Source organism: Lujinxingia vulgaris, assembly GCF_007997005.1.
In the GTDB taxonomy this organism is placed as follows: Bacteria; Myxococcota_A; Bradymonadia; order Bradymonadales; family Bradymonadaceae; genus Lujinxingia.
Genome location: NZ_VOSL01000145.1, coordinates 25,207 through 39,004, shown reverse-complemented (window position 1 = coordinate 39,004; position 13,798 = coordinate 25,207). Strand labels below are relative to the sequence as shown.

The following is a 13,798-nucleotide window of genomic DNA, read 5'->3' as shown; positions in this document are numbered from 1 at the left end:
CACAGACCCCGCCCCGGGGTCTAACACTTAGTGTGACGAAGATACTTCCGGGGAGCCTGCCTCCCTCCGCTCCGATCCTCTCAGCCCGAGTGACCGCCGTGCCTACCCTCCGCCCCCACACTCGCCACCTGCGTGCCACACTTCTCGCAGGCCTCCTCGTCATTGGCCTGCTCGCCGTGCCCGGGGTCAGCGCTCAGCAAACCGAGTCTTCGGAGAGCGCCTCCTCCAACAAGGTTCAAAACCTGCGCCAGAATGGCATCTTCGACTCCGAGCGCATCGAGGAGATGCGCCAGAATCGTCGGGTGATGCTGCAAGAGCAGATCGCCGAGCGCAACGCCCGCCGCGAGATGATCCGCAACAACATCAACCACCCCGTGCTTCAGGCCGGCATTGAAGCGCGCCGCACCCACATGGAGCGCATCGCCAAACTCGACCGCATCAAACAGATCGGCGAACAAAACGACGATCAGGCGTTGATCGATCGCGCCCTCGCCGCCCGCGACCTGGAGCTGCGTCGCTACTTCATGTGGCGCACCTACCACCGCGCCACCGCCAGCGACTTCGGCGGCACCATCCCGCAGACCGACTCCACCGGAGAGTGACGATGATCCGATTTTTCTTGTACGCCGCGCTCGCCGCCACCCTGCTCGCCACCTCGGCCTGCAAAAAGTCCGAGCCCGAGGAGCCACTTCGCGTCGACGAGTCCGAATACGAAGAGGACAACACCATCGAGTCGTCGGTCTCTACACCCCTCTCCCGTCGCCAGATGGAGTATCAGGAGCAGGCGCTCGAGACGATCACCGAAGAGAACGCCGTCGAGGTCCTCACCGAGCTCGAGCAGGAGATTCAGCGCGACGTGGACCAGCTGCAGGTGCAGTTTGATGAGCTTGGGCTGGAGCTCCCCGAAGACTGAAACGCTCGGACAGCCTTAGCCAGCCTCAGGCCGGGGCGACCTCGGTTTCCGGCTGGGACGTCCCGGCGCGATGCGCCGGGGCAATCTCGCGTAAATACGTGCGCACCGCCGCGGCGATGGGTTCGGGATGCCCCAGCAACCCGGTGTGGGTGGCCTCATCGAGCCACATCAGCCGCGCGCCCGGGATGAGCGCCGCCATCTCACGGCCGAGCTCCCCGGGTGAGAAGACGTCACGACCGCCGGCGATGACCAGGGTGGGCACATCGATCGTCTCAAGAAGATCGCGCGCGGAGTGCTCCTGAGCGGCCACACCGAGCGCATGCCAGCTCGCCGCATCAATGCCCCCCAGCGTCTCATAAAAGGGTCGCATTGCCTCGGCGCGAACGCCTCGCCCCACCACGCCCGTAAGCTGCGCGGCACCATGCACCCCCGGCATACGCCCGCTCCACGCGCCGGCCTTGAGCATCACCCCGGCCCACTCAGGTCGCACCCGCCGAAACACCTCAAAGAGCGACGGCCCCACCTTCGGGCTGATCAACGTGTCAAAGGGCCGCTCAAAAGGCCCGAGGATCGGCACCAGCCCCATCACCCGCTCGGGCATCAGCCGCCAGGCCTCCAGCACGATCTGGCACCCGAACGAAAAGGCCACGAGCACCGCGCGCTCCACACCGGCCGCGTCCATCACCCGGCGAAGATCGTCGGCGCAGCCCCCCACCGTCAGGCTCTGCGGATCGCGCGCGGCCTGCGACCGCCCATGCCCGCGCAGGTCCCAGGTGATCGCGCGCACCCGGTCGCCCAGCGCCTCCACAAGCCCGTCCCAATAATAGGTCGAGGTGGCGTAGCCGTTGGTAAAGACCACCGGCACCCCATCACCGCCGCTGTCCCGATAGGCCAGCGACGTCCCGTCACCGGCAATGGCCCACTTCTGGGGAAGTCCCGACATCGTATGCTCTCGTGCGTGTGTCGTGTGGCATCGTGCATCGTCGTGCTCAGGCGGCGCGTGGCGCGCCGCAGCCTCACTCGTAGCCTTCAATGAGGCGCACATGAACCTCGACCGGCGCATTATCGACGCGCATCCAACCGCGCTGCGCGTTGTGGCGAACTCTCACCCACCACTGCTCTTCGCGCGGCCGCCAGCGCTCTTTGACCTCGGGATGGGCCGCGTCCTCAGATGCCGCCTGCGCCGGCTGCGCATCCGCATCGGGACGCTCGTTCACCGCGCGAAGTCCCATCTCCTCGGTCGGACAGGGCCCGAGCACCACCTGGCCGCGCGCTCCCACAAAGCAGGTACCCTCGCCACCGTATTGATAAAGCGCAACCTGCTCGCCTTCTTCCAGGGCCAGACGCACCTCCTCGGCATCCAACTCCTCAAAGTCCTCATCGTAGGCCAGCCCCGCTACCTCCAGCGCTCGGGTGGCCTCATACGCGGTCGGCTCCAGCACCCGCACACGCGTGTCCTCCCAGACGATCTCTTCGGTGTCCATCCAGCTGGCCGTGCCCACCTGTGAGGAGGAGGCGTCAGGCCCCTCATAGAGCGTCACCTCGCGTTCTCCGCCGAGCCACATCAAGTCGAAGGTGTGCAACTCCTCTCGCCCCGGCCAGCTCGAAAAGCTCAAGGGGCCTTCTGGCGGTCCGGGCGGCTCGGCCTCTTCGGCGTCGGGCTCGGCGGGCTCCTCGACCGCCGGCGCCTCCTCGCGCTCGACGGGCACGGCGGGCGCCGGCGCCTCGGGCTCTCCACCACGATCGCACCCGACCCAGCCTCCCGGCAGCGTCAGCAGCATCAGCAGCGCCGCTCCTCTCGTGTTGATCTTCACCCCTCGACCACCAGACTTCATCGCTTCCTCGCTTGCCACAATGCGCCTCGACCTCTCCTGTGGCTTCTGCGATTATCACGCCCCCTGCGGGATTTAAAGCCACGCCAGCTGAGGTCCACATGCAAAAAAAGAGCAATGGCAATCGCGGCAAAACAGTCAGCATCCTCATCGTAGCGATTCTGGCGCTGGGCGCCTCGGTCTTTTTCATAGGCCGAAACACCCCCGCCCCGGACGTCTCCGAGTCAAAAGCGCCTCCCGAGGAGGAGCGCGCGCCAGAGCTCGCCACCCCTCCCACAACCCCGGCCTACGCCGATCTCGACGACCCGCGCGCCGCACAATGCGAAGCGGGAGACGCCGAGGCCTGCCACGAGCTGGCCACAAGCCTGGCCTTTGATGCCGAGCGCCCCGAAGATCTGCCCATCTCCATTGAACTTCTCACCCGCGCCTGTGAGCTCGAACGCGGCCAGGCCTGCCACGACCTGGGCCTGGTCTACAGCCAGGGCGTCGGCGTGCCCAAAGACCCCGAGCAGGCCCGCCAGCTCCTGGAGCGCGCCTGCGAGCTTGGCCAGGAGCAGAGCTGCACCGACGCCCGCAACATCGGCGCCGGCACCACACTCGCTGACTACGCCCCGCAATGGCAGCAGAGCTGCGATGAGGGCGACCCACAGGCCTGCCTGGACCTGGGCATCGCGCTCCTGCTCAATGAAGACGCCGCCGACCCCACCCGTGCCGAAGAGCTCTTGATGCGCGCCTGCGAGCTCGACGGCGCCGAGGGATGCCTGCGCCTGGCCGAACTTCACGAAGAGCTCGGCCGCCCCGCCGCCGAAGTCGAAGCACGCATCGAGAAGGCCTGCACCGCCGACTTCGGCCCGGCCTGCACCGCCCTGGCCGACCGCCTCAAAGACGCCGGCGCCGAGCAGCCCCGTGTCGACGCCCTCTACGCCCGGGCCTGCGAACTCGACGACGTCAACGGCTGCTCCGAACACGCCGTAGGCCTGGCAAACAACGGCGACCTGGCCGCCGCCCGCACCCTCTGGCAAGAAGGCTGCGAGCGCTGGCATGGCTACAGCTGCTTCCACCACGCCCGCTCTTTTCTGGAGACGGCGTCGGGCCAGGAGACCTCCCCCGAGATGATCTTCGGCTTTGAGCGCGCCTGCGCCCTCAACGTGCCGGTGGCCTGCTACAACCTGGCGATCTTCTACAACACCCGCCAGCCAAACCCCGACTTCGCCCGCGGCCGCGAGCTCTTAGGCCGCGGCTGCGAGCTCGGACACCTCCAGGCCTGCACCTTCGCCGCCCAGATGCGCTCGGCCGGCCAGGGCGGCCCGGTGGATGCGGCCGGCGCCCGCGACGCCTTGCAACGCGCCTGCGAACTCGGCGACGAAGCAGCCTGCGCGCGCGTGCAACCTTGACGTCCGCACAGGCTTGACTAGCGTATCGCCGGAGCCCGCAACTTAAATGGTGCCTTCGGAGCCTGCTCCGAGCGCGCAAACCCACCTCACCACCCACCCTGAGATGATGATGACTCGTACACTGCTCGGCCTCCTCGCCATCCTGATCGCCTTTAACCTGACTCTGGGCTGCGACAGCCCCCCTGAGCCCCGCGTCGACTCCACGCCGGCCGAATCCGAGGCCTCCACCGCCGAAGAAGCCGCCGACGAGACCACCGACCAGGCCAATGAGGCCACCGAGGCCAGCGCCGAAGAAGCCCCGGCCGACAACGCCGCAGACTCCGATGGCGCGCTCGCTGCGACCAACGAGGCACTTCTCAACCCCGACGCTGCCACCGAAGAGGCCCCCGAGACCTTCAAGATCAACTTCGGCACCACCGAAGGTAACTTCGTGGTGGAGGTCAACCGTGAGTGGGCCCCCCGCGGCGCCGACCGCCTCTACAACCTGGTCAAGATCGGCTACTACGACAACATCGCCTTCTTCCGCGTCATTGACGGCTTCATGGCCCAGTTCGGCATCCACGGCGATCCGCAGGTCAACCAGGTCTGGCGCGAAGCCCGCATCAGCGACGACGAGGTCAAGCAGTCCAACGAGCGCGGCTACGTCAGCTTCGCCACCGCCGGCCCCAACACCCGCACCACCCAGCTCTTCATCAACTTCGGCAACAACGCTCAGCTCGACAACATGGGCTTCGCCCCGGTCGGCCGCGTCATCGAGGGCATGGACGTCGTCGACAGCCTCTACAAAGGCTACGGCGAAGGCGCCCCCCGCGGCCGCGGCCCCGATCAGGGCCGCCTCCAGGCTCAGGGCAACGCGTACCTCAAGGCGGAGTTCCCCGAGCTCGACTACACCACCGAGGTTCGCATCGTTGAATAACCTCCTCGGCACCATCCGAAACGCGCAATGAGCCACCCGCCTCAGCGCGCCGCCGTCGAAAGCCCTCGCCACCTGGCGAGGGTTTTTTCATGCCCTCTCCCGCATCACCCGACCCTTCTCCGGGCGCGCGATGACCTTAGCATTTGTAACGCTTCGTAAACATCATTGCTCTGACGAGGCCCTTCCTCCGTACCCTTGCCCGGTACCCCCGCCATGCTGAAACGCTCGCTCTTCGTCGCCACGCTTGTCTTGACGCTCGTCACTCTGACGACGAACTACCTGACCATGCAGGCTCTCACCCAGATCAGTGAGGCCCGTGAGATGGAGACGGATTCCTTCCGAGAGCTTCACGTCATCAGCGATCACCTCACCCGCTACATCCTGACCGGGAATCCCAATGACGCGGACGCCATTGAAGGCCACTTCGAGACCCTGGCTCCCCTCCGCGAGCTCAACGTCATGCTCAGCGCCGAGGAGGTGAACTGGGGCCGTGTCCGAGACCATCTCCACACGCATCGTGACGCTCCCCTCCTCGACTCCTCCTCGCCCCTCCAGCTTCGTCTCAGCCGCACGATCCCTCGTCTGCGCGAAATGATGGAGCTCTGGGATGAGATGGCTCCCCATGTCGACGCCCTGGAGGCGATCTTCGAGCAAAGTAAGCAGCGATGGCACTCAGAATCCCATCTCTCACGCCCAGAACGACACGCGCTCACCATGAAAGCGCGCGCCCATCTCGATGCACTCTTCGTCCTCCAGGATCAGCTGCGAGTTCATTTCAACGATCTCAGCGCCGACGCCCGCGCGCTCTTTCTCTTCACGAACTTCGTGGTCTACCTCGGGCTGACCCTGGGCGTGGTGCATCGCCTCCTGGCTTACATCCGCCGACGCGACGCCGAGACCTCCCAGGTCAAAGCCGCACTCCACGACAACCGCGCCATCTACAACGCCCTGATCGAAAACTCCGATGAGGTCGTCTGCGTCCTGCAACCGGACAACCTGCGCGTGCACCAGGCCAACCCGGCCTTCTGCGCCCTGCTCGGCTACCGGCCCGAGGAGCTCGACGCGCTGACCCTGGAGCATTTCGACACCTCCGAATACCCCAACGCCGCGGTCCTCCTGAGCGACTTCGACGCCGGCCCCAACACCCTCCGCGAGCACCTCTGGCGCACCCGCAGCGGGGAGCTCAAAGCGGTGGAGCTGAGCGCCTCCCAAATCCAGCGCGACGGCCAACTTCAGTGGATTGTGCTCATCGGCCGCGATCTCACCGAACAGCGCCAACTTCAAGCCCACCTCACCCAGGTCGATCGCATGGCCGCGGTGGGCCTGCTGGCCAGCGGTGTCGGTCACGAGATCAACAACCCGCTGGCCTACGTCGCCGCCAACCTCGACTTTGTTCGCGAGCACCTCGCCAGCTCCTCCAACCCCGTCCACGCTCCGGCGATCGAAGCGCTCACCGAGGCCCGTCAGGGGGCCGATCGCGTGCGCGAGATTGTCGGCGACCTCAAACATTACGCCACCTGGGAGAAGATCAGCCGCGACGACACCGCCGACGCCGAGCAGGTCCTGGAGACCTCGCTGCGCATCGCCGGCAACCAGCTCCGACACCGCGCCCGCGTGCAGCGCAACTACTGCGGCCAGGCGCTCGTCAGCGGCTCGGAGTCGCGGCTGGGTCAGGTCTTCCTTAACCTCCTGGTTAACGCCGCTCAGGCCATCCCCGAGGGCCGCGCCCTCGACAACCTGATCACGCTGACCACCGAGCTGCACGAGCGCTGGGTGCTCGTCCGCATCGCCGACACCGGGAAAGGCCTCAACCAGGAGGACCTCCAGCAGATCTTTACCCCCTTCTTCACCACCAAAGCCCCCGACGAAGGCAGCGGCCTGGGGCTCTCCATCTGCCAGCATATCGTCAGCGGCATGGGCGGCCGCATCGAGGTGGAGAGCTCGCCGGGCCAGGGCGCCACCTTCACCGTCTGGCTCCCTCGCCAGCGCGCCGAAGACTCCCTGGAGTTCACCACCGACCCGGCCGACCTCCTCGACATCGATCCTCATCACCGCCCCCTGCTCATCATTGTCGAAGATCAGGCACCGGTGGCCCGCGCGCTGCGACGCATGCTCGATGACACCTTCGACGTGCTTCATTTTGAGCGCGCCGCCGACGCCCTGACCTACCTCACCGCACACCCGGGCGGCGAGGTGATCCTCTGTGACCTGATGATGCCGCAGATGACCGGCGTGGAGTTCGCCCGGGAGCTTGCGGCCCACCACCCCGACCAGCTCAGCCGCCTGATCTTCATGACCGGCGGCTCCCCCGGCCAGTCGGAGCGCCACTTTATGGAGCGCCGCGAGATCCCCTGTCTGGACAAACCCTTTGAGCCCGAAGCCCTGCGCCGAATCCTGGCTCGACGACGTAACGCCACCTAACGCTTCGACGGATTCCAGCCCCTTGCGCCGCGCTCCACCGCATCACCACGCCGCGTTTGCATCTGCCCGGCGCACAGGCTACCAACACCCGGCCCCTGCACCTCGCGCTTCGAATATTCGGGCGCCCCTTACGTCAGACATTCAGCACGAGGCCACTTCGGGGATCGACATCTGTGTGGTCGCGTTTACACTCGCTGCCGTATTGTGGGCACCAACGCTTTCGTCCGAGGATTCCGATGTTGAACATCTCGATCAACCGCACCGCTCGTCAGGGGCTCTTTGCCCTGCTCACCTTCGCCCTGCTCCTGACCGGCGCCTCCGTGGCCTTTGCCGGCTCCAGCGAGCCTGTGCGACCCATTAACCTCAACGACAGCCAGCGCGCCCGCATTGAGCGCGGCGAAGTCCTGGTCAGTCTGCAGCAAAACGACGACGTCAACCGGGGCGTAGCCACCGGCATCATCCAGGCACCCATGAGTGATGTCGTCCCGCTCGTCGAAGAATGCTGGAAGTACGGCGACTGGCGCGACAACATCAAAGACACCTCCCTGATCAGCCGCTCCAGCGAGGAGCGCGTCGTCTGCGCCGGCACCGCCAAGGTCCCCTTCCCGGCCCGTGACCGCGACGGCCACTTCAACGTGCATAACCACACCCGCGAGCTCGGCGGCGTAGAGAGCTTCGTCTCCACCTTCTCCTACATCGAAGGCTCCGGTAACCTGGGCGATATGTTTGGCTACTGGATCCTCCAGCCCTACGGGCCCAACAACGAGCACACCCTGATGCGCCACGTCCTCAACGTCGACATCGGCGGCTGGCTCCCCGACTTCCTGGTGCGCTGGGCCACCCGCAGCACCCTGCCCGACATGGTCATCGGCGCGCGCGCCTACCTCAACAAGAAGAAGAGCCAGAACCTCCCCGGCCCCAACTTCTGGCGCGAGCACTCCTACGAGTAAGTTTGTACGTTGCCCCAATGATCCAACCCATCAGGATGCCGCCCGGCCGCCTCGCCACCCCCATCGTGCGGGGGGCGCGGTCGCCGGACTGATTCCTTGAGGTTCGCTGCGCAGGACTCCTTATGCCCCGAGGCTGTAGCACGATCGGCGCGCTGCTCGGCACCCCGCTCTTCGGGCTGGTTACCCTGGCCATGATCGCGCTGGGGCTCCTGGTCCCCGACCAACGCCTCGCTGCAACAGTGAGCGCGCTGATCTTTGGCGCGCTCACGATCGTCTGTGCCATCCTCGCTCTTCGTAATATGCGCGCCAGCCGCCAGAACGCCGCCATCGACGAGCTCTCGCAGGAAGAGAACCGCATCCTGCGCTTTGCCCAACACAAGCAGGGCCGCCTCACGGTCGAAGAGGCCGCGCTGGGCTGTCACCTCTCGGTGGAGCAGGCTCGCCAGCTTCTCGACCGTCTTGTGGTGCGCGGCAGCGCCGACACCTGGGTCTCCGACGCCGGCGCCCTCGTCTATGTCTTCCACGGCCTGAGCAACGACCAGGATAAACTCACCGCCGAAGATCCTTTCCTGCAACTCGAACCCTGATGGTGCGCAGCCCCTGATGGTAAGCACACTCCAAAAGGACAGTCATGGCTCTCCTCACCCGTGTCACGGTGGCGCTCCTGGCGTCGCTCACCCTCTTGAGCACCGCCCCGGCCATCGCCCGGGCCCAGCGCCCCGCCCCCGACACCCTCCCGCAGGTCGCGCGACTCTTTGAGCAGAGCCGCGATCAGGTCGTCTCCGTGCAGACCGAGATGGCCGCCCCTCCCGGCACCCTCAACCCCTTCTTCAACCCCTCACCGGGCGAGCCTTCGCGCGGGCAGGGCTCCGGCTTTATCGTCGACGAGAGCGGGCTCATCATCACCAACTGGCACGTCGTCAACGGCGCGCAGACCATTCAGGTGGCGCTGGCCAAAGGCGACATCCTCTCCGCCCGCCTGGTCGGCGCCGACCCGGCCACCGACATCGCGCTCTTGCAGGTCAGCGCACCGGTCAACCTCTCGGCGGTCAACCTGGGCACCTCCGAAGACATCCGCCCCGGACAATGGGTCGTGGCCATCGGCAGCCCCTTTGGCCTGGAGCACTCGGTCACCGTCGGCGTGCTCAGCGCCACCGGCCGCTCCATCGGCATGGGCCCCTTCGATAACTTTCTGCAGACCGACGCCTCCATCAATCCGGGCAACTCCGGCGGCCCCCTCTTCAACCTCGACGGGGAGGTGATCGGGGTGAACACCGCGATCATTCGCAACGGTCAGGGCATTGGTTTTGCGGTGCCCATCGACGTGGTCACCGAGATCCTCGACCAGCTCCGGGATCCGGGCTACGTCTCCCGGGGCTTCATCGGTGCCGGCATCCAGGAGCTCTCCGAGGCCCTGGCCACGACCTTCGGCGTGGACCCGGACGCCGGCGCGCTGGTCCGGTCGGTGGAGTCCAACAGCCCCGCATCGCGCGCCGCGCTGCAGCCCGGCGACATCATCACCGCCGTCGGCGACCAGGAAGTCAGCGACCCCTCCGAGCTCCTCAAAATCATCGGCCGCGTCAGCCCCGGCTCCACCATCGAGTTGACCTACCTGCGCGAAGGCTCTCGCGAACAAACCCGTCTCACCGTGGCCGAGCGCCCCGACCCCACGCGACCCCAGGTCGAGCGCGCCCGCGGTATTGAGCCCCGTCCTTTTGAGGGCCGCCTGGGCGTCTTCTTGAGCGCCATCACCTCCCGAAACGCCTCCCGCGCCGGCGGCCCCCCGGGCGAAGGCGTGCTGGTCGAGCGCGTCGAAGCCGGCTCCCCGGCCTCGGGCATCCTGCGCCCCGGCGACGTGATCCTCAACATCGCCGGCACCGACATCTCCGCCCCCGAAGAGGTCCCCCGCGTGCTCAAAGAGCAACCCGCCGGAAGCCCCATCCGCATCCTGCTGCGACGCGGCGGACAGCCCCTCTTCGCCGCGGTGCGACTCAAAACCGCCTCCTGACCGCCCCCTGCTTGAACCTCTTCGGCGCCGCCCCCCGATGCTCCCATCGCTCGAGGGGCGTTTGCGTCAGTCCAGCACCTCAACCTCATCGCGCGTGACCGCCCGCAAGAGCTCACTGAGCTCCCGCCAGCGATCCTCATCTTCGCGATGCACCTGACGCACCTGACTGACCAGATCTTTGGCGCGCCGAAACGCCCCCACAAGATCGCCCGACATATCCGTCGGGTTACGAATGTCCATCAAGAGCGCGCTCAACGACTCCCCCTTCGCCCAGCGCTCCCCGAGCGGCATCAGCTCCGGCGTAAAGACCGACTCCTGCCCCACGAGCTCATCGCCGTCGGCCACCACATCGGACTCATAGACCTCGTTGATGGCCTCAAAGATGCCCCACCAGCGATCGTCGTCCGGCGCATGCACCTTCGCCGTTCGCGGCAACGTCTGCACAAGCCCGCACATCACCCCGAAGAGCTGCGCCGGGCTCAACGCCTCCAGCACCCCGTTGAGGATGAGCTCGGTCACAAAGAGCTCCTCGATCTTGATATGCCGCAGGATCTTCGCCGGCGTGTACAGCTCGTTATCAGCGCCCAGGTAGCCGTGCGTCTTCAGAAACGCCACCTTGCGCGCAAAAGCCTCCCACAGGCGCGGTCGCTCCACCGTAACGAGTTCGCGGCGCAGCCCGGCCAAGTCACGGCGCTTGCGCCGCGTAAAACTCTCCTGGCCCTCCTCCCCCTCCAGATCTTCGATCTTCGTGCGCAACGCCGTGGCCGAGCGCCCGTCCTGATAGGCCTTAAAGCTCTGCTCGAGCATATAGCGGATGCTCTCCTCATCGAATCGGTCGACGAGGTTGACCACCGAATGAAACGAGAGATTAAAGGCCGAGCGCACCGGCTCACTCTCCCCGCTGAGCAGGCGTTTTAAGAGCCCGCGCACCTCCCCGTAGCCTCCAAAATCCTGACGGATCAAGACATTGCCCACCGGGTCAATCCCGCGCCGCCCCGCCCGGCCGGCCATCTGCATAAACTCGCGGATCGTCAGCGGCACAAACTCCGTGCCGTTATAACGCGTCAGGCTGTCAAACATCACCGTGCGCGCCGGCATGTTGATGCCCAGCGCAAAGGTCGAGGTGCAGTAAAGCACTTTGAGAAGACGCGCCTCATAGAGCTCCTCCACCAGCGCCTTAAGTGCCACGTGCAGCCCGGCGTGGTGAAACGCAATGCCCTGGCGGTACATCCCCCGTAACTTACGCGTGAGCACCTCGGGGTGGTCCGCCTCAAAGCGCTCCAGGCGCTCATCGATCTGGCGGGTGTTCTGCCCGTGGCTCAGCTGCCGTCCCACCCTCGAGTGGGCCAGCTTCGCCGCAAAAATCTCGACCATCTTGCGGCTGTAAATGAAGTAGAGCACCGGGAAGTCGCCTCGCCCCAGCATCTCCATCATATCCAGATGCGTCGTCGGCTTCGCGCCCGCGAAGTCGTCGCGCCGCCCCCGACCTCCTCGCCTTCCCCCACGACTCTTTCGACGCCTTCCTCCCCGGCTTCGACGGCGCCCTTTGCCCTCATCGCCGGCCTCGCGCGCCTTCTTCTGCTCCTTCTTCCAGCGGGCGAACGCCTTCTCAAACGCCCCCACCTCACACGGCCCGCTCTCGGTGTTCGCCAGGCGAATCTGCAGAGGCACGGTGCGCTCGGTCTCCAGCACCACCTTGACCTCGGCCTGGCGGATCTGGGTGAGCCAGTGCGCAAACTCCTCCAGGTTGGAGAGCGTCGCCGACAGGCCCAGAATGCGAACCTCGGAGGGAAGATAGATCAAAAGCTCTTCCCAGACCGTGCCCCGCTCCGGATCATCGAGAAAATGAATCTCATCGATGATCACCGCCTTGAGTTTTTTCAGATCCGGAAGCGCCACATCCGAGGGCGAAAACAACTCCACATCCAGCGCCTTCTCCCCCTGCGCCTCGCGGCCCGCGGCCTCGCCAGCGGGCCGCGTCCCCTCCTCGACCCGATGTCCCTCCAGCAGCATGTTGCGCAAAATCTCGGTGGTCATAATGCGCACCGGCGCATCCCGGTTGATCACCAGGTCGCCGGTCACAAGCCCCACCTTCTCTCGCCCAAAAAGCGCGCAGTACTGCCGGTACTTCTGGTTGGAGAGCGCCTTGACCGGCGCCGTGTAGATGACCTCGCCACCCTCCTCGAGCACATGCTCAATGAGGTAGTCGGCGATCAGGGTCTTCCCGGTGCCGGTCGGCGCGGCCACAAGCACACTGTGCCCGCTCTCAATGGCCTCGATGGCCTGGCGTTGAAACCCATCGAGCTTCAGCCCGCGGTACTCCATATCACGCTCCTGAGGTGGCCTGTCTCATCGCCCCCGATGACGCCCCCCTTTAAGAAGCGCGCCAACGCCTCAGAGGTGCTCTTCGATGCGACGAATTGACAGGTCGAGGTACTCCTCGCTCTGATCCAATCCCACGTAGTGGCGACCGTTCTGCACCGCGGCCACACCGGTGGTCGACGAGCCGCAGAAGGGGTCGAGGATGCGCTCACCCTCGTTGGTCGAGGCCAACACGATGCGGTCCAGAAGCGCGATCGGCTTCTGCGTGGGGTGCTTGCCGTGAGCCTTCTCCGCTTTGCGCGGCGCCATGATGTTCCACAGATTCTTCATCTGCTTGCCGCCGTTCATCTCCTTCATCACCTTGTAGTTGAAGGTGTGGCGGGTGTCATGATCGCGCCCGGCCCAGATCACCGTCTCGGTGCCGTGGGTAAAGTAGCGGCACGAGAGGTTCGGCGGCGGATTGACCTTAAACCAGGCGATGTCATTAAGGATCTTGAACCCCAGCGACTGCATCGCAAACCCGATCGAGAAGATCACGTGGTGCGTACCACTGACCCACATCGACCCGTTGGGCTTGAGCAGGCGCTGACACGCCTCAAGCCAGCGCAGATTGAACGCGTGATTCTCCTCCACGCCCTGCGAGCGGTCCCATCTCCCCTTATTCACCGAGACCATCCGCCCCGACTTACAGGTCACCCCGTCGTTCGACAGGAAGTAGGGAGGATCGGCAAAGATCATGTCGAACTGCTCCGGCTCCATCGCCTCCAGCAGCTCCAGCGAGTCGCCCTTATAGAGGGTCACCCCGCGCTCATGTTCGTAATAAGGAGAGAGTACCGCCGCCCGTTCTTGCGCACGTGCTTGCATTGACTTCCCTGTCGTCTAACACCCCGCGCGACCATATCCCTGGTCTGGGGGTGGGCCATCCGTGGCCATTAGCGAAACGCATCCATGGTTCCGGCCGAGGTATGCTGTCCCGGAGCGAACGCATACCCAGCTCTGTGGCGATCTCGCGCCGGCGTCCGGCAGAGATCGCAAAGCCTGT

At 65.6% G+C, this 13,798-nt stretch carries 12 protein-coding genes; 8 read left to right on the top strand and 4 right to left on the bottom strand.

Annotated features, from left to right (window positions below):
- Positions 1–98: 98 nt before the first annotated feature.
- Both FRC96_RS20135 and FRC96_RS20130 read left to right on the top strand, forming a co-directional pair.
- Positions 99–602, top strand: coding sequence for a hypothetical protein (locus FRC96_RS20135; protein WP_146977267.1), 504 nt, complete (start codon positions 99–101; stop codon positions 600–602).
- Between the two features lie 2 nt (positions 603–604).
- On the top strand, positions 605–913 hold the full coding sequence (locus tag FRC96_RS20130) for a hypothetical protein (RefSeq protein WP_146977265.1): 309 nt from the start codon (positions 605–607) through the stop codon (positions 911–913).
- Between the two features lie 25 nt (positions 914–938).
- On the opposite strand, the gene FRC96_RS20125 is transcribed toward FRC96_RS20130, so the two are convergent.
- Both FRC96_RS20125 and FRC96_RS20120 read right to left on the bottom strand, forming a co-directional pair.
- Positions 939–1,856: an alpha/beta fold hydrolase gene (locus FRC96_RS20125; protein ID WP_230470512.1), complete on the bottom strand. Its 918-nt coding sequence runs from the start codon at positions 1,854–1,856 to the stop codon at positions 939–941.
- A gap of 73 nt (positions 1,857–1,929) precedes the next feature.
- Positions 1,930–2,748, bottom strand: coding sequence for a hypothetical protein (locus FRC96_RS20120; RefSeq protein ID WP_146977262.1), 819 nt, complete (start codon positions 2,746–2,748; stop codon positions 1,930–1,932).
- A 98-nt stretch (positions 2,749–2,846) separates the two neighbouring features.
- Here FRC96_RS20120 and FRC96_RS20115 point away from each other — a divergent pair, with 98 nt between their 5' ends.
- The 6 genes from FRC96_RS20115 (at position 2,847) to FRC96_RS20090 (ending at position 10,434) form a co-directional block, all read left to right on the top strand.
- Positions 2,847–4,139: a tetratricopeptide repeat protein gene (locus FRC96_RS20115; protein WP_146977260.1), complete on the top strand. Its 1,293-nt coding sequence runs from the start codon at positions 2,847–2,849 to the stop codon at positions 4,137–4,139.
- Between the two features lie 109 nt (positions 4,140–4,248).
- Positions 4,249–5,055 carry a peptidylprolyl isomerase gene (locus FRC96_RS22505; protein WP_230470511.1) on the top strand — a complete coding sequence of 269 codons (807 nt, stop codon included), beginning with the start codon at positions 4,249–4,251 and terminating at the stop codon, positions 5,053–5,055.
- Positions 5,056–5,268: 213 nt separating this feature from the next.
- On the top strand, positions 5,269–7,476 hold the full coding sequence (locus FRC96_RS20105) for an ATP-binding protein (protein ID WP_146977259.1): 2,208 nt from the start codon (positions 5,269–5,271) through the stop codon (positions 7,474–7,476).
- Positions 7,477–7,712: 236 nt separating this feature from the next.
- On the top strand, positions 7,713–8,426 hold the full coding sequence (locus FRC96_RS20100; RefSeq protein WP_146977257.1) for a hypothetical protein: 714 nt from the start codon (positions 7,713–7,715) through the stop codon (positions 8,424–8,426).
- A gap of 122 nt (positions 8,427–8,548) precedes the next feature.
- A complete protein-coding gene (locus tag FRC96_RS20095; protein ID WP_146977255.1) occupies positions 8,549–9,013 on the top strand; it encodes a hypothetical protein in 465 nt (154 codons plus the stop codon).
- 44 nt (positions 9,014–9,057) lie between these two features.
- Positions 9,058–10,434, top strand: coding sequence for a trypsin-like peptidase domain-containing protein (locus tag FRC96_RS20090; protein WP_146977254.1), 1,377 nt, complete (start codon positions 9,058–9,060; stop codon positions 10,432–10,434).
- A 66-nt stretch (positions 10,435–10,500) separates the two neighbouring features.
- Here FRC96_RS20090 and FRC96_RS20085 read toward each other — a convergent pair whose 3' ends face one another.
- Complete coding sequence (locus FRC96_RS20085; protein ID WP_146977252.1) at positions 10,501–12,759, bottom strand: DEAD/DEAH box helicase; 2,259 nt, start codon at positions 12,757–12,759, stop codon at positions 10,501–10,503.
- Between the two features lie 69 nt (positions 12,760–12,828).
- Complete coding sequence (locus tag FRC96_RS20080; protein WP_146977250.1) at positions 12,829–13,620, bottom strand: DNA-methyltransferase; 792 nt, start codon at positions 13,618–13,620, stop codon at positions 12,829–12,831.
- Between the last annotated feature and the right edge of the window lie 178 nt (positions 13,621–13,798).